Source organism: Helicobacter bilis (assembly GCF_900198365.1).
Lineage (GTDB): Bacteria > Campylobacterota > Campylobacteria > Campylobacterales > Helicobacteraceae > Helicobacter_A > Helicobacter_A bilis_B.
On sequence record NZ_FZMS01000097.1, the window covers coordinates 1 to 19,455 of the forward strand.

At 33.5% G+C, this 19,455-nt stretch carries 28 protein-coding genes; 24 read left to right on the forward strand and 4 right to left on the reverse strand.

Annotation, left to right across the window (positions count from 1 at the left end):
- The 19 genes from C6H08_RS10605 to C6H08_RS10685 all read left to right on the forward strand — a co-directional run.
- Positions 1-259, forward strand: a 259-nt coding sequence (locus C6H08_RS10605) for a hypothetical protein (RefSeq protein WP_034566133.1), incomplete at its 5' end; no start/stop codon positions are given.
- 1 nt (position 260) lies between these two features.
- Entirely contained in the window at positions 261-563 is a 303-nt protein-coding gene (locus C6H08_RS10610; RefSeq protein WP_034562164.1) for a hypothetical protein, read from the forward strand.
- 150 nt (positions 564-713) lie between these two features.
- Positions 714-938 (forward strand): hypothetical protein, encoded by a 225-nt coding sequence (locus C6H08_RS10615; RefSeq protein WP_034562167.1) that lies wholly within the window; start codon positions 714-716, stop codon positions 936-938.
- 25 nt (positions 939-963) lie between these two features.
- The gene (locus C6H08_RS10620; RefSeq protein WP_034562169.1) at positions 964-1,254 is read left to right on the forward strand and encodes a hypothetical protein; all 291 of its coding nucleotides are present in this window, start codon (positions 964-966) and stop codon (positions 1,252-1,254) included.
- Positions 1,255-1,264: 10 nt separating this feature from the next.
- Positions 1,265-1,528: a hypothetical protein gene (locus C6H08_RS10625; protein ID WP_034580330.1), complete on the forward strand. Its 264-nt coding sequence runs from the start codon at positions 1,265-1,267 to the stop codon at positions 1,526-1,528.
- A gap of 5 nt (positions 1,529-1,533) precedes the next feature.
- Positions 1,534-1,875, forward strand: coding sequence for a hypothetical protein (locus C6H08_RS10630; protein WP_034580328.1), 342 nt, complete (start codon positions 1,534-1,536; stop codon positions 1,873-1,875).
- Positions 1,876-1,900: 25 nt separating this feature from the next.
- Positions 1,901-2,221 (forward strand): hypothetical protein, encoded by a 321-nt coding sequence (locus C6H08_RS10635; RefSeq protein WP_233708579.1) that lies wholly within the window; start codon positions 1,901-1,903, stop codon positions 2,219-2,221.
- Entirely contained in the window at positions 2,218-2,436 is a 219-nt protein-coding gene (locus C6H08_RS12165) for a hypothetical protein (protein ID WP_233708580.1), read from the forward strand. Before C6H08_RS10635 ends, C6H08_RS12165 begins: the two co-directional genes overlap by 4 nt.
- Positions 2,437-2,530: 94 nt before the next feature.
- A complete protein-coding gene (locus C6H08_RS10640) occupies positions 2,531-2,758 on the forward strand; it encodes a hypothetical protein (RefSeq protein WP_034580327.1) in 228 nt (75 codons plus the stop codon).
- Positions 2,759-2,775: 17 nt separating this feature from the next.
- Complete coding sequence (locus C6H08_RS12170) at positions 2,776-2,973, forward strand: hypothetical protein (protein WP_034580326.1); 198 nt, start codon at positions 2,776-2,778, stop codon at positions 2,971-2,973.
- Positions 2,974-3,214: 241 nt separating this feature from the next.
- Complete coding sequence (locus C6H08_RS10650; RefSeq protein ID WP_034580325.1) at positions 3,215-3,781, forward strand: hypothetical protein; 567 nt, start codon at positions 3,215-3,217, stop codon at positions 3,779-3,781.
- A 27-nt stretch (positions 3,782-3,808) separates the two neighbouring features.
- Entirely contained in the window at positions 3,809-4,159 is a 351-nt protein-coding gene (locus C6H08_RS10655; protein ID WP_034562181.1) for a hypothetical protein, read from the forward strand.
- A gap of 79 nt (positions 4,160-4,238) precedes the next feature.
- Complete coding sequence (locus C6H08_RS12175) at positions 4,239-4,511, forward strand: hypothetical protein (RefSeq protein WP_034562183.1); 273 nt, start codon at positions 4,239-4,241, stop codon at positions 4,509-4,511.
- A 125-nt stretch (positions 4,512-4,636) separates the two neighbouring features.
- A complete protein-coding gene (locus C6H08_RS11610; protein WP_199773205.1) occupies positions 4,637-5,416 on the forward strand; it encodes a hypothetical protein in 780 nt (259 codons plus the stop codon).
- Positions 5,417-5,584: 168 nt separating this feature from the next.
- The gene (locus C6H08_RS10665) at positions 5,585-6,244 is read left to right on the forward strand and encodes an AAA family ATPase (RefSeq protein WP_034563225.1); all 660 of its coding nucleotides are present in this window, start codon (positions 5,585-5,587) and stop codon (positions 6,242-6,244) included.
- A 79-nt stretch (positions 6,245-6,323) separates the two neighbouring features.
- Complete coding sequence (locus C6H08_RS10670; protein ID WP_233708581.1) at positions 6,324-6,572, forward strand: hypothetical protein; 249 nt, start codon at positions 6,324-6,326, stop codon at positions 6,570-6,572.
- Positions 6,565-6,855 (forward strand): hypothetical protein, encoded by a 291-nt coding sequence (locus tag C6H08_RS10675; RefSeq protein WP_034563227.1) that lies wholly within the window; start codon positions 6,565-6,567, stop codon positions 6,853-6,855. The genes C6H08_RS10670 and C6H08_RS10675 overlap by 8 nt, the downstream gene beginning before the upstream one ends.
- Positions 6,856-7,439: 584 nt before the next feature.
- The gene (gene yejB, locus C6H08_RS10680) at positions 7,440-8,489 is read left to right on the forward strand and encodes a microcin C ABC transporter permease YejB (protein WP_034563230.1); all 1,050 of its coding nucleotides are present in this window, start codon (positions 7,440-7,442) and stop codon (positions 8,487-8,489) included.
- A 17-nt stretch (positions 8,490-8,506) separates the two neighbouring features.
- The gene (locus C6H08_RS10685) at positions 8,507-9,154 is read left to right on the forward strand and encodes an IMPACT family protein (protein WP_052092728.1); all 648 of its coding nucleotides are present in this window, start codon (positions 8,507-8,509) and stop codon (positions 9,152-9,154) included.
- 280 nt (positions 9,155-9,434) lie between these two features.
- On the opposite strand, the gene C6H08_RS10690 is transcribed toward C6H08_RS10685, so the two are convergent.
- Positions 9,435-10,247, reverse strand: coding sequence for a metal ABC transporter solute-binding protein, Zn/Mn family (locus C6H08_RS10690; RefSeq protein ID WP_034580323.1), 813 nt, complete (start codon positions 10,245-10,247; stop codon positions 9,435-9,437).
- A gap of 85 nt (positions 10,248-10,332) precedes the next feature.
- Here C6H08_RS10690 and C6H08_RS10695 point away from each other — a divergent pair, with 85 nt between their 5' ends.
- Complete coding sequence (locus C6H08_RS10695; RefSeq protein WP_034563232.1) at positions 10,333-11,418, forward strand: UDP-N-acetylglucosamine--N-acetylmuramyl-(pentapeptide) pyrophosphoryl-undecaprenol N-acetylglucosamine transferase; 1,086 nt, start codon at positions 10,333-10,335, stop codon at positions 11,416-11,418.
- 321 nt (positions 11,419-11,739) lie between these two features.
- On the opposite strand, the gene C6H08_RS10700 is transcribed toward C6H08_RS10695, so the two are convergent.
- The gene (locus tag C6H08_RS10700) at positions 11,740-13,305 is read right to left on the reverse strand and encodes a multicopper oxidase family protein (RefSeq protein ID WP_034580321.1); all 1,566 of its coding nucleotides are present in this window, start codon (positions 13,303-13,305) and stop codon (positions 11,740-11,742) included.
- 261 nt (positions 13,306-13,566) lie between these two features.
- On the opposite strand from C6H08_RS10700, the gene C6H08_RS10705 reads away from it, so the two are divergent.
- The 3 genes from C6H08_RS10705 to metE all read left to right on the forward strand — a co-directional run bounded on the left by C6H08_RS10705 (position 13,567) and on the right by metE (position 17,694).
- The gene (locus C6H08_RS10705; protein WP_034563235.1) at positions 13,567-14,631 is read left to right on the forward strand and encodes a 7-cyano-7-deazaguanine synthase; all 1,065 of its coding nucleotides are present in this window, start codon (positions 13,567-13,569) and stop codon (positions 14,629-14,631) included.
- Between the two features lie 14 nt (positions 14,632-14,645).
- Entirely contained in the window at positions 14,646-15,056 is a 411-nt protein-coding gene (locus C6H08_RS10710; RefSeq protein ID WP_034563237.1) for an acyl-CoA thioesterase, read from the forward strand.
- Between the two features lie 382 nt (positions 15,057-15,438).
- On the forward strand, positions 15,439-17,694 hold the full coding sequence (metE, locus tag C6H08_RS10715; RefSeq protein ID WP_034580319.1) for a 5-methyltetrahydropteroyltriglutamate--homocysteine S-methyltransferase: 2,256 nt from the start codon (positions 15,439-15,441) through the stop codon (positions 17,692-17,694).
- A gap of 202 nt (positions 17,695-17,896) precedes the next feature.
- Here the strand turns inward: metE and C6H08_RS10725 are convergent, their stop codons facing one another.
- Entirely contained in the window at positions 17,897-18,190 is a 294-nt protein-coding gene (locus tag C6H08_RS10725; protein ID WP_138196195.1) for a hypothetical protein, read from the reverse strand.
- A 76-nt stretch (positions 18,191-18,266) separates the two neighbouring features.
- Between C6H08_RS10725 and C6H08_RS10730 the strand changes: the two genes are divergently transcribed.
- Complete coding sequence (locus C6H08_RS10730) at positions 18,267-19,172, forward strand: methylenetetrahydrofolate reductase (RefSeq protein WP_034580316.1); 906 nt, start codon at positions 18,267-18,269, stop codon at positions 19,170-19,172.
- 130 nt (positions 19,173-19,302) lie between these two features.
- Here C6H08_RS10730 and C6H08_RS12375 read toward each other — a convergent pair.
- Positions 19,303-19,455 (reverse strand): helix-turn-helix domain-containing protein (locus C6H08_RS12375; RefSeq protein ID WP_158656873.1); only part of this gene is annotated, 153 nt, incomplete at its 5' end.

The window sequence follows — 19,455 nt, forward strand, 5'->3', positions numbered from 1 at the left end:
CAAAAGGAACACAACGGGCTTAAAATCCGCTTTATGTGTGTTTTTATGCCAAAGCAGTTTTAAAGGCGAGTTAGTAGAGTTTGGAACAATAGAAGCAAGTAAAATTAGCTATATATCAAACCACAAAAGCTTTAAAAAGCATAATGACATACAAGCCTTGCTAAAACATGTAAAAGAACAAGAGCCTATAACATGCTATTTTGAAAAGTGCATAAATACTAAACATTGCGTATTGTTAGACAACAAGAAAGGGGCATAACATGCTACAACAACACATCAAAACACTAGAGAGAGCAAAGGGCGGAGTCTTGCGAGTTATTGACAGCTTACAAGAGCCTATAACAGAATTTTACGAAGTTACACTACTACAACAAGAGCAAGGGGCATTATATACGCTTGTTAGTGTAGGAAGCGTGGAAACAGCAACCAAGAATCTAACCAAAGCCGAGCAAACCGCTTTAATCTTAATGCGTGAAACAGGGCTAAAACATGCGATTATTAAGAACGCCAACGAGAAGCACAGAGTCGGACTCGACCATAAACAAGGGCTTATTAAGTGGTAAGCCCACGCTAAAAAATCGGCGTAAATGAATTATTTGTTATAGTTGCCTTGCTACGCAAGGCAGAGATTAAAAAGTTTTTTAATTATTATTAAGTGTTAAATTAATATTAATTAAAAAATAAATAAGTGTTTAAAAAGGAAAGGATAAAAAATGTTACTAAGTGAAGTTTTAGAAAATGAAGATTTAAGATTAAATGCAGAAGCATTAGAAACGATAGCGGATAATTATCCCATTTTATTGAGTTTGCAAAGGTTAGATTGTGAAGTAGAAATACAAAACAGAAAAAATTATTCACATTTTGGCACAGAGCAAGAAAGGGCAGAAATGATAAAAGAGCTAGAAAAGAAAAAAAGAGAGTCAAGAGCTAGATTTTAATTTTCTAAAAGAAGAGTTAGAAACCTTGCAATACCCAATAAGCGACACAGGGCATGTGTTATGTTATCTTTATTATGCGGAAAAACTCTATGATGAAAACGAAAAAGAGATAAGCGAATATTTTGACAATCTTTGCAATGAATGCGACACAAGCGGAACAGATTTTATAAAAATGAGTGTTACAGAGATTCTGAACTCACCAAGCATAGCAAAAAATAGAATCATAGAGGGCTATTTACAAAGCCTAGCAAATGAATTAATGGATTATGAAATAAGCGAAAATGATTTAGAATCACAAGACAGCAAAACAGAATAAAGGAGACAAAATGAAAACTATTTTTTATATACGCAATGTAATGCAAAATGATTATTCAATGCAGATTTTAAAAAAGCTATTTTGTGAAAAGGATATTATTTTTTGCTTATCAGTGCTTTATCCAACATATCAAAAAGAATCAGCACAAAAGCTTAACGAGCTAATAGAAAACGAGTTAGCAAGGACAAGGGCAGAATCTCAAAATATAGATATATTAGAGATAACAAGAAAACATTTAAAAAACATAATGTGTATATTACCAAATAAGGAGTAAAACACATGAGAACAAAATATCAAATTATTGATTGTTTTGTAGCAGAACAATTAGAGGGCGAATATTACAGCGGATTTACACGCAGTAGAGTTTTTGTAAGCATAAGTTTAAAAGACATGATTAACTATCTAGCAAAGACATACAAAGAAGCGGAGCTAGACAGCAGAGACAGCAAAAAAAGAATATACGAACATTTTACAAGGAATAATAATCGTATATTTTTGGATAGCAAAAACAGCGACATAACAGAACTAACAATCCATAAAGAAAAAATGTTAGTGAATGATAAAAACGAATTTTCATCACTTGAATTTTACATAGCCGATGAAATCGTAGAAATAGAGTAATGAAACCAAAAGAAAGGAAAAAGACATGCAACAATATGAAATAATCGAATCTAGCATAATAGATTCTATGCAATCACTAGATAACATTTTTTCAAATGAATTTTGCAAAGTAAGCATATTACAGCAAGAAAAGGTAATTAAAGGCATAAGCCAAGAGCTAGAAAGGTTAAAAGATACTTTAGAGCAAAACAAGCTTGATTTTTTAGAAAGACAAGCCGAGCCAACAAGCTTTGAATATGGCAAAACTGAATTTTATTCTATAAAAATCTGGAATGAAATCAACAACACAACGCTAGAAAGTATTTTTATATTACAGCTTAATATCAAAGAAACAAAAAAGCTTTGAAAAAAGCGGAATACATACTAAATAGCACAGGCTTTAATCATGCAATGATTTTTAATTGCAATGAAAGCTTACAAATAGAGAGAAAGGGCGAGAATGTAGAAATTGTTAGACATTTTGAAAAGCAAAGCAGAAACAAAGGGACAAGCAGGGCAGAAAGCAAAGCGGAAGCAGGGCTAAAAACACCACGCAACCCAGCCCCACCCAAGTTTTTGTGAATAGGTAAAAGTGTTTTATGATACTTTATAATCTTTTATGATGAAATATCATAAATAAACATGAATTAACATAAATTAACATGAAAGGAAACACATGCAAACATTGACAAAAAGGCAACAAGAAAACGAAATCATAAAAGCATTTAAAGAGAGAATGCAAGAGAGTGTAAAGAGTTTTAAAAATCCAATTATGCGAGAAATATACCTAGATAATATTTTATTGCAAACAGACTCAATAAGGCTACATAAAAAGGGAATGATGAGTAAATATGTTTATACCAATTTCATAAACATATTAAACGAACTTAAAGAAGCAAATTAACAAGAAAGGATTAACAGATGAGTATATGCTACAAAGAAAGATTAGACAAAAAAGCAAGAGACAGGTTAATTAAAGACATAGAGTATTTTATAACAGAAAGAAAAAAGTTAAGTAGCTTTTATAAAGGTATAAAGGAAGTTATCTTTGAAAAAAGCAAGTTAAGAACCTACTATGATTATAAGGCAGGACTATTTTACTTTACATATAAAGGATAAACAATAAAAGACAAAGATACCTTTAAATGGCATTCAATAAATGATTTTGGATATTTTTACCATGATACAGCTATCCAAATAATAGATTTTTTGCAAAATATGAAAACAACAAGAAAGGATTAAAACATGCAAATTTTTATACCAACAGCAATTTTTAAATGCAAAGTAGAAAAAAAACGAATTTAACAGCTATAAAACCTTACATATCACAAAAGAATATGTAATTTTTACAAATAGCAAAGTGTTAGTTAAAGTATATTGTAATAACAGCCAATTAGAATGCGATGAGTTAAACCTTGATTTTTACAGCCTTAAAAACTTAATCAAAGTAGGCAGTAAAAAAAGTGGAGAAATATCCTTTAATGCAAACATAAAAGAACATGAAGTAGAAATCATGTATAAAAGCGATAAAGGGATTATAAGCGGTAAAGTAGAAAGATTTAAAGAATATGTAGATTATAAAAACATATATGATAAATTCCAATACGCATATAAAGCCAAATTATCAAGTGAATTTAGCAAACTTGCATTATTTGATAACTTTGCAAAAAAGGTTATTGAATTTAAAGATAATCTTATAACAGCAAAAATAGGTAATGCAATAATTGCAAAGCAAAAAGAGAATATAGACAGCACCGAGCTTAAAGGGACAACAATCGCATTGCAAACAAGCAAAAATTCAATGATAACCCTAGACACAAAGAAAGAAGCAACATGGTATTTTAAAAATGACACAATGCCTTATAGGATTATACAGCACGACTTAGAAAATACCATTGACATAGTAGAAATGCCAATTATTAAATAATACAAGTTTAAAGAGAAAGGATACAACATGAAAGTAGAAAACATTGCAAAGACTTACAACACATTGACAAAGTATATAAGAGACACAATTTTTAGCATCAGCGGACAACGAAATATAATTTATAAAGTAAAAAATAAGTTTTATTTTATAAGCGAAAAAGATAATACTTGCAAGTGTGTTTGTGAAGTAGATTCTAGCTTTTTAGAATGTATAGATACAAACTTAAAAGAAAATGTTATTTTTAGTGATTTTATAATTAGTGATTATGATATAGAAACACAATTAAAAGAACATAACAGCGAACATGTATTTGCAATATTTGATTTTTTAGTGGCAGAGATAGACAGACAAGACCTATTAGAAAGTAGTTTTTTTTAATTTTTGCATTCATCAAATTGAAAGAGAAAATAATATTGTTTATAGTGCAAGTGAAACAGATTCTAGCATAGATACAAATATGCAAGAAGCACAAGAAGCAGACACAGAGCCAACAGAAGCAGACTTTAATGCAGAAAACACAGAATCTAGCATTAAAGACAATGAAACAGACATGCAGACACTCAAACAATTTAATGAGTATAAAGAGTTTATGGAATTAACAGATAAAATAGAGAATGTTAATCATATAATAAAACAACTACAAAATTATCTCACAAGGCTTGAAAATGGAGAATATTACAAAAAGGAGATTAAAGAAAGAACAGATGAGCTAAATTTTAGAAAAAAGTAGTAAAAAGTGCTATAAAGGAACACGCACAAAAGCAAACAGAAAAATCAAAAGAGATATTAGAATTTTGGAAAGAACAACTAAAAATTGAAAGAAAGGCAGTAAGAGGGTGGGCTAACAAGGAAGCAGTGCAAGAGTATATTAAAAATGAGATACAAAGCACACAAAAATATTTAATGCAGTATAAGCATAAAAAGCAAAATTGTATAGAAAGAATGCAAGAATTACCATGCAATAAAGCGGTAATGAATTATATGCTTGAGAATCTAAGAGCTAAAACACCATTAAGGCATACATTTGCACCATTGCCATTATACACAGAAAGGCTAAAAGAACAAGGCTATAAAGAATATGAATTAAAAGACACCACAATATATTTTAGTGAAACAAAAGATAAAGAATATATTAATATAGATACAAACTTAAATGTAAGGTTTTTTGATTTTAATGGAGTAGAAATAGTCTTAGAAAGTGATAAAGTGTTTAGTATTAACTTGCTTGAAAATATTAAAGAATATATGCGTAAAAATATCATAGACATAGATAAAGCAGAGTTTAATACAAACACAGAAAACAAATATATAAACGAAATGCAATCCCTTATTAAAGAAGCTAATACCACAGATAAAGACACAATAGAAAAGATTATGTGTTTAAAAGATAATATAAGTAGACATGTTAAAAAGCAAACATTACTAACTTTTAGCATGAAAAACATATCTTTATCACACAAACAGCATAAAAGCTTTACAGACTACAAGCATATAAATAGCTTTAATAGTGTAATTGAAAAAAGGGTTATAAAAGCAACTATTGCAAAGGAGAGAAGCCCACCAAAAGCGAGAGCTAAAAGCGGAGCTAAAAACACCACGCAACCCAGCCCCACCCAAGTTTTTGTGAGTAGGTAAAAGTATTTTATGATATTTTATAATCTTTTATGATTAATTATCATAAATAGACATGATTTAAAATAGATAATAGTGTTTTAAGATTAAAAATGTTATTTTAATGTTAAAGATGATATTTTGCATTAAAATAATGTTTTTAACATTATATTTCATATTAAAGGATATACAATGATTATTGCAGTAGCAAATGAAAAAGGCGGTAGTGGAAAGACTACTTTGAGTGTGAATCTAGCTATACAATTTAGCATGGATAAAAAGGAAGTGTTATTGTTAGATACAGACCCACAAAGAAGCAGTGAAGCTTTTTGTAATGTGAGAGCTAATGAGAATAAAGAATTATCTTTTCATTGCTTATCAAAAATAGGTGATTCATTAGCAAGGGAAGTAAAAAGCTTAGAATCTAAATATGACATTATCATCATAGATACAGGCGGTAGAGATTCTAAGGAAATGCGACTAGCCCTAACAATAGCAGATATTGTATTAATACCTCTTATCCCTAGTCAATATGATATTATGGTATTAAGTAAGATGAATGAGATATACGAACAAGCAAGAATGTTTAATCAGCAATCAAAAGCTTATATTATTGTTACTAAAGCTAGTCCTAATCCATTCTTACAAAAAAAGGTAGATAATCTAAAAACATACATTAAAGAACAAAAATTAGAGAATCTATCTTTAATGGATTCAGTAATATATGAGAGAGAGGCATATAGAAATGCAGTAGAATATGGCATGGGGATAACAGAGTTTTGTAATAAAAGTGATAAGGCATATACAGATTTTATGAGTTTGTATAAAGAAATACATAACAACATGAAATGATTTAAAATAAATCATAATGTTTTATGTTAAAATAACATGATTTAACATGTTTTAATATAAATTATGAGAAAGGATACACATGGCTTTAATAATTGAAAATGTAAAAAAAGAATATGTGGAAGCATTTCAAGGATTAGCAAATGGTGTTAAAGCAAATATGAAAACACTTGTAGAATGTGATAACAACAATGCTACTACACAAGGCACAAATGATGAAGTAAGTCATATAGATAAGATAAATCATATAAATGAAAATCTTACAGAAAATGGCTATGAAACATTATTGGAATCACAAACACAAACAGGCGAAAGGATAGAAAATGTTTAAAAGTGTAAATCTAAATCAAAAGATAGAAAATGTAGATAATGATAAATTACAAGAATTTATCAACAATGCAAGTGGGAGTGAGCCTACTAGAAAAGTAGGTGGTATAAAAAAAGGCATGAAACTCAAAGATGAGAAAGATAAAAGAGTAAAACATGTAGCAATCTATCTCACACAAGAGGAGCATGACTATTTAAAGAATATTGCTAAATCATATAGAATGACAATAGCAGAGTATTCAAGGACTAAGCTTTTAACAGATGATAAGCCAATAGAGATTATTTAAGAAATAAAGGACAAAAAATGGAGACAAGGAAAAAAATAAAGGTGGCAGACCTAGAAAAGAACCTACATTTAATCGTAGCTTTAGAATTAACCAAGAATTGAAAGAATTTTGCGAGAGCCTTACAACACAAACCAATTTATTCAAGATTTAATTGTTAAAAGCAAGGAACACAAATCATTCATTAATAATAAAGCCGAGCAAGGAAACAAAGACCAGCCAAGTCTATTTTAAAGGCAAGCGCTAAATATCATATATTTTGGCGTTCAATACCTTTATTTTTATCATTTTGCAATGCGGTTTAGATTCTATTGTTGGAATCTTTTGCAGTATCTTTTATAGAATCTTTTTTAGCATAAATGTTATAACCATATTCCTTGTTGAGATAAGCTTTAAACACACTAATTTACCTTAGAATATCTATATTCAAATTGACAAATCTTACCACATGAAGTAAGGCTGATTAAACCCAATGGGAATCCCAATTTGTTTGCAATCTTATACTTCTTATGCGTATAATTTTATCACAAACACATTTTATAGTATCATATTATAAAAATTTGTAAAAATTTATACATAGGCATTTTATGTTATCCTACATTTTTAAGAGAATCTTTTTAGTTATACCTACCTTGCTTGGTATTATCACGCTTAATTTTTTCATCATTCAGTTAGCACCCGGTGGTCCTGTGGAACAAATGAGTGCAAGGCTTACAAATACTCTGCAAGGTGAGAGTAATGCTGGGAGTATAAGGCTATCAAGCTATCAAGGTGCAAAGGGGCTTGATTCTGCTCTCATTACGCAATTAAAGGAAATGTATGGCTTTGATAAGCCTATTTTGGAGAGATTTTTTATCATGCTGAAAAATTATATGCGATTTGATTTTGGAGAGAGTTTTTATAGGGAAGCTCGTGTGCTTGATATCATTAAAGAAAAGTTGCCTGTATCAATCACACTTGGAATCTTTAGCACACTCATTATCTATCTTATAAGCATTCCGCTTGGCATCATAAAAGCATTGTATAACAATAGCTTATTTGATACTTTTACTAGTGTTTGCATTACGCTATTGTATTCTATCCCGCCATTTTTATTTGCTATTTTGCTGATTGTCCTATTTGCTGGGGGAAGTTTTTGGGATATATTTCCACTGAAAGATTTAGTTAGTCAAAATTTTCATGAGATGGGTTTGTGGGAGAAGATAAAAGATCTTTTATGGCATATTATTCTGCCGCTTATTTGCATTTGTGTTGGCGGGTTTGCAAGTCTTACTTTACTTGTTAAAAACTCATTTCTTGATGAGATGAATAAGGGTTATGTGCTACTTGCAAGAAGTAAGGGGGCAAGTAATATGCGTGTGCTGTATCTGCATATATTTCGCAATGCCATGCTACTACTTATTACGCTTTTCCCTGCTACTTTTATTGGTATGTTTTTTAGCTCTAATCTGTTGATAGAGATTATTTTTAATCTCGATGGGCTTGGGCTGCTTGGCTATGACAGCGTGATTACTAGAGATTATCCTGTTGTGTTTGGCACACTTTTTATTTTTACGCTTATTGGCTTATTTGCAAATATTATTGGCGATTTGCTTTATATGGTTGTTGATCCGCGTATAGATTTTGATAGGGCGTAGATTCTAAAAGGATAATAATGCAGTATTTTATCTATCAAGAAAACACAGCACAATCTAAAGAAGAGAGTGCATTTGAATGTAAAGGCTCAAAGTTTATAGCCTTGCTTTTCCCACTTGATATAGCTACAAATACAACTCTAGATTCTAATCAAATATTAAGAAATGACATATTAGCAAAGCTTCAAGCCGCACATAAAAAAGCAGTGCATTTTGTATGGGCGTTTAGAATCTTAAATGAATATCAGCAAATAATAGAGGGCAGTAGCGATGATGGCGAACCTAAAGGAAGTGCTGGAGTGCCTATGCTTGAAGTCTTGCGTGGTAAAGGCTTAATCAATATCTTTTGTGTTTGCATACGCTATTTTGGTGGCACAAAGCTTGGCGTGGGAGGATTAGTGAGAGCATATACACAAGCGACATTGCAAACTATCACATCGCTTGAAAATCTAGGACAAATCCTGCCCTATCAAGCTAAAGATACCATAAGCATTCATGTAAAAAGCAGTGCGTATAATAAAATCCTGCATTTAGCTACACAACACAAACTTGAAGTGATTGATAGAGAGTTTCTACAAACTAGCATTACACTGCAACTACAAGGGAGTGCTACAAATTTAGAAAATTTTTCAAAAGAGTATAAGAATCTTTATTATGATAGATTCTAGTAAGGCTAAGATTCTATAAAAAATTTTAATTTTACGGATTACTTTAATTGGTATGAACGCATAGATTAAGGCTTTATTGATAAACAAGAAAAGCAAGGGATATTGCATTAAGATTCTATAAAATGGATTTTTAGCTAAAAAAACTTAGCGTGCAAAAAATGTTTTATTAGTTTAAACAATATTTTACAAAAAAGATTCTATTAAACAAGTTTTCTATATGGCAAGATTCTATAACTTAAACAGATAAAAAACATGAAATACAAAATCTTTAAAGCCTCTATTATTCATAACTCTTGCATATTTCTGCAAAAATAGATTCTAAATTTTTAATATAATCACTACTCATAGGGTTAATAAGAATGACTTTAGCCCCCATAGTCTTTGCAAGTGTTGCTATATCTTTATTATTACTCTCAGCAAAGACTTTTTTAATCCCTGCTTTTTTACCAAAATCAGCAAGACCTAGAATCTCTTTCATACCATAGGTTTTTCCATGCTGCTCTAGGGCGTGTTCTATTAATCCATATTCAGCAGCCGCTTTATCAAATAATGGGTGAAAAACTATGAAGTCTTTATGTGGCATTTTCTCTAAATGCGATTTTATTTTCCGCTCTAAAATCTCTATTGCATGGTATATTTCCTTTGCATTTTCAGCATAAAAACTCGCATTTTGCGGATCTTTTGAAGCTAATGCAATGGTAATAATGTTTGTAATCTCCCTTGCATTCTCGATACTAAGCCATAGGTGCATTTGATCCTTTTTGTCTAGGTCTTCATGCAGCATTACAATCTCTAATGTATTTTGCTGTTTATTTGCCTTTAGAATCTTTGGTAGCCATATATTTTCAAAAGGCATGCCTATACCGATAAATATATCGCTATTTGCTAGAGTTTGCATGTCTTTAAAGCTTGACTCGTAAGTCTCTGCATTTTTATTTTGTGGCACGATGATGTGAATATCTGCCCTAGATTTTGCGATCCCTTGCACGAAAAACGAGAGTGGTGGGATACTCACACTCACTTGTAATTTCTTTGCGTATAAAAGATGACACACGCTACACATTGTGATAATAACAATTAAAAACTTTTTCATACATAACCCCTAGCCTTGCTACATGAATGGAATCTGCTATAATACTACAAAATTTAAAGATTCACACATAAAAACGGAGTTTTACATGAATATAGCAATCACTGGAGGTGGCACAGGCGGACATTTAGCAATAGCAAGGGCATTGGGCGAAGAATGCAAAAAGCAAGGCATCACTACACTCTATATAGGTGGGACAAGGGGGCAAGACAAGCAGTGGTTTGATAATGAAAGCACACCTTTTACACATATTGCATTTTTAGATTCTACACCGGTGGTTAATCAAAGCTTTTTTGGTAAATGGAGTGCGTTAGCAAAAAATATTACAGAATCTCTAAAAGCAAAAAAGCTTTTAAAAGAACATAATATTAATGCGTGTATTAGTGTCGGTGGATTTAGTGCTGCAACGGGGAGTTTTGGGGCGATTTTTAGCAGGATTCCATTTTTTATACACGAGCAGAATGCGTGTATGGGATCTCTAAATAAGCTTTTAAAGCCATTTGCAAAAAGCTTTTTCTCAAGTTTTGAGTATCCTAATGTTACCCTTGCGCCTTATCCTATTAATAGCGATTTTTTTATTAAGCAAAGAGAGAGAGATACGCTTAAAACTATCGCCTTTTTTGGTGGTTCTCAAGGTGCAAAAGCGATTAATGAACTAGCATTAAATCTTGCCCCCTTACTTAAAGAGAAAAATATAAAAATCCTGCATCAAGCAGGAAAAATAGATTATGAAAACACTTATAAAGCCTATGTTGAAAAGGGCTTCAATTTAGCAGATTCCATGCAGGATTTTAAAAGTGGTGAGAAAGATATATTCGTATTTGATTTTAGCAAGGATATGGCAGAGCTTATGAATATGGCTGATTTTTGCATTAGTCGTGCTGGGGCTTCAAGTCTTTGGGAGCTTGTGAGCAATGGTTTGCCAACACTTTTTATCCCTTACCCACACGCTGCCAAAAATCATCAATATTTTAACGCAAAGAGTCTTATTGATCAAAACTTAGCTTTGCTTTATACGCAAGAGGAAATACTACATCTTGAGAGTAATGACCTGATAAATACAATATTGCAGGTCAATCTCTCTGAAATCTCTCAATCACTTATGCGTATGGCACAGCAAGATGGTGCGAAATGCATTATTGATAACATCAATCAATATTTTATACAGAAGTAACATGAATAATAATTTGCTTATTATCTGTAATGTGATAGATAATTTTATATAACTATATATGTTTTGATAATCTTGTCGCATATGAAAGATAAATAAAAGTTTATATATTTGCACAATCATCTGTTTGAAATGCTATGGTTTTGCATATAGTATCTTACAATTTATCTTTGCTATAATTGTGAGATATGGTAGCCTTGAATGCTATTTTAGAATCTTTTAATGCAAACAAAAACTATGCATTGCATTTGATAATAGCTACATAACTCCAACTTTAGTAGGCGTAGAAAATCGATTGTATAGATTGATATAAAAAAAGTTGAGTTACATCACGGATAAATTTCCCATCATACCTAAACTTTCATGTTCTAAAATATGACAATGAAACATATAAATTCCTTTGAAGCTTTGCTTCATTCTGAGCCTTATGCTTTCATTTGGACGCACATTAATGCTATCTTGCAATGCTCTAAATTCTATCTTTTCATTTGTAGTTCCCACTTTTTTTTCAATAACTTCAAATTGTGTGCCATGTATGTGAAAAGGGTGATCCATGTGCGATTTATTTGTAACGACAATATCATATATTGCCCCCATTTTTACATGAAAATCAATACGATTCATATCAAACACCTTATTATTGATTAGGAACATGGTGGCTAGATTCTTTTTTAATTCTTCTTTGTTTTGTGTGCTAAGATTATGCATTTTTGAATGGTCTTCACTCATAGTTATTTCAATTTGTTGTGTTGGGGGTTGTAATTTAGGCAATAAACGTAAGCTTTTTGGCAATCTTGATTCATTGTACTCTGCATTTAGTTTAATATTGGCAAGCTCTAATATTTTTGGTTCATTCTTTGGTATCATTTTATCTCTATCATAAAAATGGCTTATTAACTTAAAATCCCCTTTCTTAACATTTTTGATAAATATCTCAACTCTTGATGCTGGACTTATAAGTAGCTGTTTTCTTTCAATTGGTTTTTCTATTAATCCACCATCCGTGCCTACAAGTATAAAACTTGAACCTTGCAATTCTAGATTCAGATATCTTGCAGAGCAAGCATTATAAATGCGGATTCGTTGCATAGAATCTATTGTAATTTGTGGTTTATATTCCCCATTAATAAGCACAAACTCACCCTCTCTACCATCAAGCCAATCGCTTAATGCGTTTGCTGGAATTTGTGCGTTAGAATCAAGTCGTAAATCAGTGATAAACCAATCAGATTCCACAAACTCCTTCAAAGGATTACTGTGAGATTTTACGACAAATGCTCCTGCTAATCCCATATAAACTTGTTGTGCAGTGGTATTGTGTGGGTGTGGATGATACCAGTAAGTCCCTGCACAATCATTTGGTAACTTAAACTCATATGTTCTGTATCCATTTGCAGGTATTATATCCATAGGATTGCCATCTTGACTTGGTGGGATAGGAAGACCATGCCAATGGATTGTAGTTGGTTCGTTTAAACTATTTTTTACCTCTATCTTGACTACATCATTTTCATATACCTCAATTTTTGGTGCAACCATGCTTTGTGTTTTTGCGTGCATGTCTTTATATGTATAGCATCTTGTCTTTTTCCCTTTGATTAATTCTACTTTTGTTTCCTTTATTTCAAGTTTTGCATGAAAGAAACCCTTTTTATTGCTTGTATTAGATAATAAGGCTAATGGTTTGTGTATGTTGTGTTGAGGAAAATATGTTTCTTCAAATAGGGCTAGTTTTTCATCCTCAAGTGTGATAAATGATGTATTAAGATGTTCTTCATTCGTATTGCTACTCATTGTGTGATGATTGTGGTGATCATGTGGGTTTGCAAAAAGCGGTATAAAACCCAAGGTAGCTAACGCATTGTATTTAATAAATGTTCTTCTTTGCATAAAATATCCTTTATTGTTGATGATAACTATTGTATTTTGCGAGATTAAATCAAAAATAAATATCCAAATTAAATCAAAAATAAATATCCAAATTAAATCAAAAATAAATATCCAATCTTTGTGATATTGCGGTGAATTCATGGGTTTAAGACTAGATGTGTTACAAAATCACTAAAAGATTAGCATTGTGTTTCTTTTTGTTTATTTGATGTATAATATTGTCAATTTGTATTTATATTTTAGTTTTTGGAGTTTATAGATATGGCAAAAAAGCAAATAAGTGCAGTTGCATTATTTAGTGGTGGATTAGATTCTATGATTTCTATGCAATTACTACATGAGCAAGGCATTAAGGTGTATGCACTCAATTTTAATATAGGGTTTGGTAGCAATAAGGATAAAAGTGAGTATTTTTATAACGCAGCTAAGCAAGTTGGGGCAGAACTCATACAGATAAATATCGCAAAGCAGTTTTTTGACAACATTCTATTTAAACCGCAATATGGCTATGGGAAGTATTTTAATCCATGTATTGATTGCCATGCAAATATGTTTTCACACGCATTTGCGAAAATGGTAGAGCTTGGGGCTGATTTTGCCATTAGTGGTGAAGTATTGGGACAGAGACCAAAAAGTCAAAGAAAAGAGGCAATGGATCAAGTAAAAAAGCTTGTAAGAAAAATCGGGGAAAATCCCCTATATGATTCTATCCTAAGTCGAGATGGAAGCGATGCTAGTAAGCCAAAAACACTTGATGAGCTAATACTTCGCCCTATGAGTGCCAAACTCATGCCAGAAACCTTTCCTGAAAAAATGGGTTGGGTTGATAGAGAGAAATTGCTTGATGTAAGTGGCAGGGGCAGACAAAGACAGCTTGACTTACTCAAAAAATATGGGTGGAAATACCATGAAAAGCCCGGTGGCGGCTGTCTCTTAACAGATACTTCAGTCGCCCTAAAGATTAAGGATATGCAAGCCCATAGAAAAGTGGTATTTGAAGATGTTACATTATTTAAAATCGGTCGCTACATGGTGCTAGAAAATGGCACAAGGTGCGTTATCTCACGCAATGAAGAAGAGGGCAGAAAGCTTGATATAGAGCATGAATTTATGGATAAAATAGAATTACAAGATATACAAGGACCTATGGCTTTAGTGGAGAAAAACGCACATAAAGATGATAGAATCTTAGCTGCAAGAATCGTGCTTGGCTATGCGAAAACAGAGCTTGATAAGTCGTATAATGTGCGTATTGGCGATGAGGTTTTAACGCTTATGCCTTATGCAAAAGAAGATGCAAGTAAGTTTTTGCTTTTACAATCCTAACTTAAGGGGACAAAATGGTCTCGTATGTGTTTTATGATGATACAGATTGTGGCGGTATCGTATATCATGCAAATTACCTTGTCTTTTGTGAGAGAGCACGCTCTTTACTCTTTTTTGAAAAAGGCATGCTTCCGCATAACACAAAGCATGGTTTTGTAGTCAAAGAGATAGAATCTAGCTTTATAAAAACACTGCATTTAGGAGATAAATATAAAGTCCAAACTATACCTTCAGAGATAAAAAGTGCTTCACTGATTTTAAAACAAGAAATATTTAGAATTGCTACATGTAATACTACACTCGACACACCAGAACTTGTTTTTAGCCTAAAAGTGAAACTCGCACACATTGACATTCACACAAAAAAGCCATGCAAAATTGCAGATTCTTTGCAAGATGTTGCTAGGTTTTTTACTTGTGAGTGATTCTATATATAGATTTATGTGATGCTTTAGAATCTTAGATTACATACTTAATTATGCTTGTATTTATAATTTACTGAGTTTCTCTCTTATAGCCTTAAAATATCTCTTCTCTTTTACATAAAAACCTACTTCATATAAGATTCAAATATGTTTCCAATCTTTATAATAATTTCTATGTAAAATGCAAAATTAAGTCATAAAATTTAGATTACATATTGTATTTGTTACTTTTTGTATCTATGGGAAAATGCCTTATTATGCGTTATTATGTGATTTTTTGCGTAAAAAATACAATTTTTATGCAAAAAATTAAAATTACATATTGTGTTTTTAAATTTTTATGTCATAATTTCAGCATAACATTACAAAAAAAGGAAACACAATGGGTAGTATTTTAGGATTTCCACGAGTTGGACAAAATAGAGAGCTAAAAAAGGCATTAGAAAGCTTTTGGAGTGGCAAAAGCACACAAAGCGATCTAGAATCTGTGGCAAAAACTTTGCGAGAGAAGCACTGGGCAGAGCAAAAGGATTTGGACTTTGTATGTGTGAATGACTTTAGCTTGTATGATAATGTGCTAGATTTAGCATACTCGTTAAACGCAAAGCCTAAGCGATTTAGGGATTTAAGTGGGCTAGAGGGCTACTTTGCAATGGCAAGAGGGCATAAAAGCGGTGTGGCGTGTGAGATGACAAAGTGGTTTAATACAAACTATCACTATGTCGTGCCAGAGCTAAGTGAAGATGATAACTACAAGGCAGATATAAGCAGCATTAAAGCCTATTATGACGAGGCAAAAACGCTAGGATATAATCCTAAAATCTCACTCATTGGGCTTTTTACATTCTTTGGGCTAAGTAAGATTGCAAATGGGAATCCTACTGCGATTTTTAATAAGCTAAAAGCAGCGTATTTGGAGTTAATAAAAGAAATTGCAAAGCTAGATTCTAAAGTCGTTATTGAGTTTAGTGAGCCGCTTTTTGTGCGTGGGCTAAACAAAGATATTTTTAGTGGCATTGATATAGAATCTGAAGTGCTAAGCGTTTATAACACTATCGCAGAGAGTGGCATACAAGCGATTGTAAGCACATTTTTTGAGCATAGCAATGAGCTTACAAAAATACTTGTGAAGTCAAAAATTGCAGGGCTTGGGCTTGATTTTATCTATGGAGAGAAAAATAAAGAGAGTTTAGATTTAATCGCACAGAGTGATAAGATTCTCTACGCTGGGGTTGTTGATGGGCGAAATATTTGGGTAGCAGATATTGAATCTAAATTGAAGCTTTTAGAATCTATTAGTAGCATTGTGCCAAAGGATAGGATTGTAGTGAGTGCTTCTTGCTCACTTTTGCATTTGCCTTTTAGTAAAGAAGGAGAGAGCAAGATTGAAAAAGAGATTTTATCGTGGCTAAGCTTTGCTAGAGAGAAAATTGCAGAGATTTATGCGATAGAAAAGGCGTATAGAGGGCAGCTAGATTCTGCTACACAAAGCTTTTTAGACCAAAATAAAGCGATAAATCAATCCCGCAAAAACTCTAGCAAAACGCATAATAAAAACATACGCCAAAGGGTAGAATCTTATAATGTGAAAGAGCGAAGTCTGCCTTTTAAAGAACGCATTAAGATTCAAAAAGAAGCTTTTCACTTCCCGCTTTTACCCACTACAACGATCGGCTCATTCCCGCAAACTAGCGAAATAAGGGCATTGCGTCTAGGCTATAAAAAGGGCGAGATAAATAAGACAGAGTATAAAAAGGGCATAAAGGCGTATATTAAGGACTGCGTGGAATTTCAAGATTCTATCGGGCTTGATGTGTTGGTGCACGGGGAGCCGGAGCGAAATGATATGGTGGAGTATTTTGGGGAGCAGCTAAGCGGCTTTGTGTTTAGCGCAAATGCGTGGGTGCAAAGCTATGGTAGCCGCTGTGTGAAACCCCCTATCATTTATGGCGATGTGGAGCGACCAAAGGCTATGACTGTTGAGTGGATAACTTACGCACAAAGTTTGACACAAAAAGTGATGAAAGGAATGCTGACAGGTCCTGTAACGATTTTGAACTGGAGCTTTGTGCGTGATGACTTGAGTAGAAAGGAAGTCTGTGAGCAGTTAGCCTTGTGTATTGCCGATGAGATTGATGACTTACAAAAGGCTGGGATTAAAGTCATTCAGGTTGATGAGGCAGCGTTTAAAGAGGGCTATCCTTTGAGGGCGGAAAATATCAAGGATTATGAATCGTGGGCATTGTCGTGCTTTAAAACTTCTGTGGCAATTGCAGAGCCAAAGACGCAGATTCACACGCATATGTGTTATAGCGAGTTTAATGACATTATTAAAACCATTGAAGCCCTTGATGCTGATGTGATTAGCATTGAAACGGCTAGAAGTGGCAATGAGCTATTAAAAGTCTTTAAGCAAGTTGGCTATACAAATGAAGTGGGACCGGGAGTGTATGACATACATAGCCCTAGAATCCCAAGCGTAGAAGAGCTAGTAGCACAGATTAAAGCCCTGCTTGAAGTGCTGCCAAAAGAGCAGTTATGGATAAATCCAGATTGTGGGCTAAAGACTAGGAAGTGGGAAGAGGTGAAGCCAAGTCTTGCAAACATAGTAGAGGCAGTAAAGCAAGTGCGTGGCTAGGGCATTCAGTCTTGAGCGATAAATCGGCGATTCTGCGTTCGCCAACTGCGGTACTTACGCTGAAGTAAGCTTCTTGTTGGCTCACTTGAAAACGCCGATTTATCATCTCAATCCTTAGAATGCCGAGTTTCAAACAATGTGGATTCTAGCGATACAGAATCTCTAGCAGTTTCCAGCCCGCAGATTCTGCGAGTTTAGAATCTCAAGCAGATTCCACAATCGCCAAAGTGGCAAAGCAAGACTTTGCCACCATAAAAATCAATGTTACACGCAAAGCGTGTAAGTCCCACTCTCGCCCCTCTCGTGGTGCGTAGCTTTGGGAATAAGGTGGCAGCAGTGCCACCGCCAAAGCGAAGCTAGAGAGGGAATAGCGAAGTTCTCCCCTTGATTGCCGATGTAGCTTCGCAAATCCCGTAAGGGTAAAAAGTGGCGACTTTTTTGGGGCTAAGGGGAGTGGGGAGGGGATAAACCCCTTTTTGCGAAAAAAAGAAAGCATAGAAAAATAAAGAGAAATTAGAAAATTTAGCAAGTGGCAGGAGATTCGTAAAAAACTAAAATAAAAAGGATAAAAAATGTTAGACCAACTCATCACTAAACTAAAAAGTAACGAGCCATTTTTAAGCGTAGAAGTCTCACCAAGCCTTAGCTCTACAATCGGGCAGGGCGTAATAGATGAGTTAGAATCTTTAAAGGTAGCAGACTGCTTTGTCTGCACAGATTCCCCACTTGCACGGCTAAAACCCTCTTCAATCCTAAGCTCTATCAAGCTACAAAATGCCTTGCAAAAGCCCTTAATCTGCACGCTTTCAATGCGAGATAGAAACTCCATTGCCTTGTGTGGCGATATTTTGGGGGCAAATGAGTTTGGACTGCGTGCATTTTTAAGCCTTAGTGGCGATGGGGTGAAAAATGGTGATTGCACAGGGGCTAAGGGTGTGTTTGAAGAGAGTTCTTTGAAGCTAGGCAGGATTATAGATAGGTTAAATCAAGGCATAGCGGCAAATGGCAAGGTGCTAAAGGATAGCGTGGAGACAATCTATAATTTTTCAGTCATTAATTCCTATGCCAACAACACAGAATCTTTGAAAAAGAAAATGCTAAAAAAGCTTAGTAATTCTTTAGTGCAAGGGCTTTTTACTCAACCTGTCTTCTCACTTGAAGCCGCAAGGTTTTTGCTTGAGAGTATGGAATCTATAAATAAAGAGTTAGGGCAAAACTGCGTGATGATTCTAGGATTTTTCCCTGTGCTAAGCTATAAAGTAGCCTTATTCTTGCGGGATAAACTGCCCGGTGTGTATATCCCAGATGAATGGGTGCAAAAGCTAAAAAAAGCAAGTATTCAAGGCAAAGAAGTTGAGCAAAAAGTGGGCTTAGAGCTTTCAAACAAGCTTTTTAAGGATTTACAAACATTGCATAATAAATTCCACTTTATGAGTGCAAATAAACCGAGTTTGCTAAGGGAGTTTGTGCAGGATTAAAGATATTAATACAATCTCTTATCCATACTTACAAAAAAATGACAAAAATATAATCGTATTGCCCTCCCCCCCCCCCCCCCATTAAAACTTTATTGTTGCAGACTTTATGCCTAAAAAGCAGAAAAGTAGCCTAGAGTAGTGTAACCTTACCCTTATGCGTGGTGAGTATGCCCTGTGTTTTTAGGGTTTTTAGGGTGCGTGATAGGGATTCTGGTGCGATATTTAGGGCGTTTGCGATGTGTCGTTGGGTGAGTGTGTGGAGGCTGTCTTTGTTGTGTGAGAG

Coding starts and splice junctions, on each gene's coding strand:
- C6H08_RS10610 (WP_034562164.1), top strand. CDS start 261: ATGCTACAACAACACATCAAAACACTAGAGAGAGCAAAGGGCGGAGTC.
- C6H08_RS10615 (WP_034562167.1), top strand. CDS start 714: ATGTTACTAAGTGAAGTTTTAGAAAATGAAGATTTAAGATTAAATGCA.
- C6H08_RS10625 (WP_034580330.1), top strand. CDS start 1,265: ATGAAAACTATTTTTTATATACGCAATGTAATGCAAAATGATTATTCA.
- C6H08_RS10630 (WP_034580328.1), top strand. CDS start 1,534: ATGAGAACAAAATATCAAATTATTGATTGTTTTGTAGCAGAACAATTA.
- C6H08_RS10635 (WP_233708579.1), top strand. CDS start 1,901: ATGCAACAATATGAAATAATCGAATCTAGCATAATAGATTCTATGCAA.
- C6H08_RS10640 (WP_034580327.1), top strand. CDS start 2,531: ATGCAAACATTGACAAAAAGGCAACAAGAAAACGAAATCATAAAAGCA.
- C6H08_RS12170 (WP_034580326.1), top strand. CDS start 2,776: ATGAGTATATGCTACAAAGAAAGATTAGACAAAAAAGCAAGAGACAGG.
- C6H08_RS10655 (WP_034562181.1), top strand. CDS start 3,809: ATGAAAGTAGAAAACATTGCAAAGACTTACAACACATTGACAAAGTAT.
- C6H08_RS12175 (WP_034562183.1), top strand. CDS start 4,239: ATGCAAGAAGCACAAGAAGCAGACACAGAGCCAACAGAAGCAGACTTT.
- C6H08_RS10665 (WP_034563225.1), top strand. CDS start 5,585: ATGATTATTGCAGTAGCAAATGAAAAAGGCGGTAGTGGAAAGACTACT.
- C6H08_RS10670 (WP_233708581.1), top strand. CDS start 6,324: ATGGCTTTAATAATTGAAAATGTAAAAAAAGAATATGTGGAAGCATTT.
- C6H08_RS10675 (WP_034563227.1), top strand. CDS start 6,565: ATGTTTAAAAGTGTAAATCTAAATCAAAAGATAGAAAATGTAGATAAT.
- yejB (WP_034563230.1), top strand. CDS start 7,440: ATGTTATCCTACATTTTTAAGAGAATCTTTTTAGTTATACCTACCTTG.
- C6H08_RS10685 (WP_052092728.1), top strand. CDS start 8,507: ATGCAGTATTTTATCTATCAAGAAAACACAGCACAATCTAAAGAAGAG.
- C6H08_RS10690 (WP_034580323.1), bottom strand. CDS start 10,247: ATGAAAAAGTTTTTAATTGTTATTATCACAATGTGTAGCGTGTGTCAT.
- C6H08_RS10695 (WP_034563232.1), top strand. CDS start 10,333: ATGAATATAGCAATCACTGGAGGTGGCACAGGCGGACATTTAGCAATA.
- C6H08_RS10700 (WP_034580321.1), bottom strand. CDS start 13,305: ATGCAAAGAAGAACATTTATTAAATACAATGCGTTAGCTACCTTGGGT.
- C6H08_RS10705 (WP_034563235.1), top strand. CDS start 13,567: ATGGCAAAAAAGCAAATAAGTGCAGTTGCATTATTTAGTGGTGGATTA.
- C6H08_RS10710 (WP_034563237.1), top strand. CDS start 14,646: ATGGTCTCGTATGTGTTTTATGATGATACAGATTGTGGCGGTATCGTA.
- metE (WP_034580319.1), top strand. CDS start 15,439: ATGGGTAGTATTTTAGGATTTCCACGAGTTGGACAAAATAGAGAGCTA.
- C6H08_RS10725 (WP_138196195.1), bottom strand. CDS start 18,190: ATGCTTTCTTTTTTTCGCAAAAAGGGGTTTATCCCCTCCCCACTCCCC.
- C6H08_RS10730 (WP_034580316.1), top strand. CDS start 18,267: ATGTTAGACCAACTCATCACTAAACTAAAAAGTAACGAGCCATTTTTA.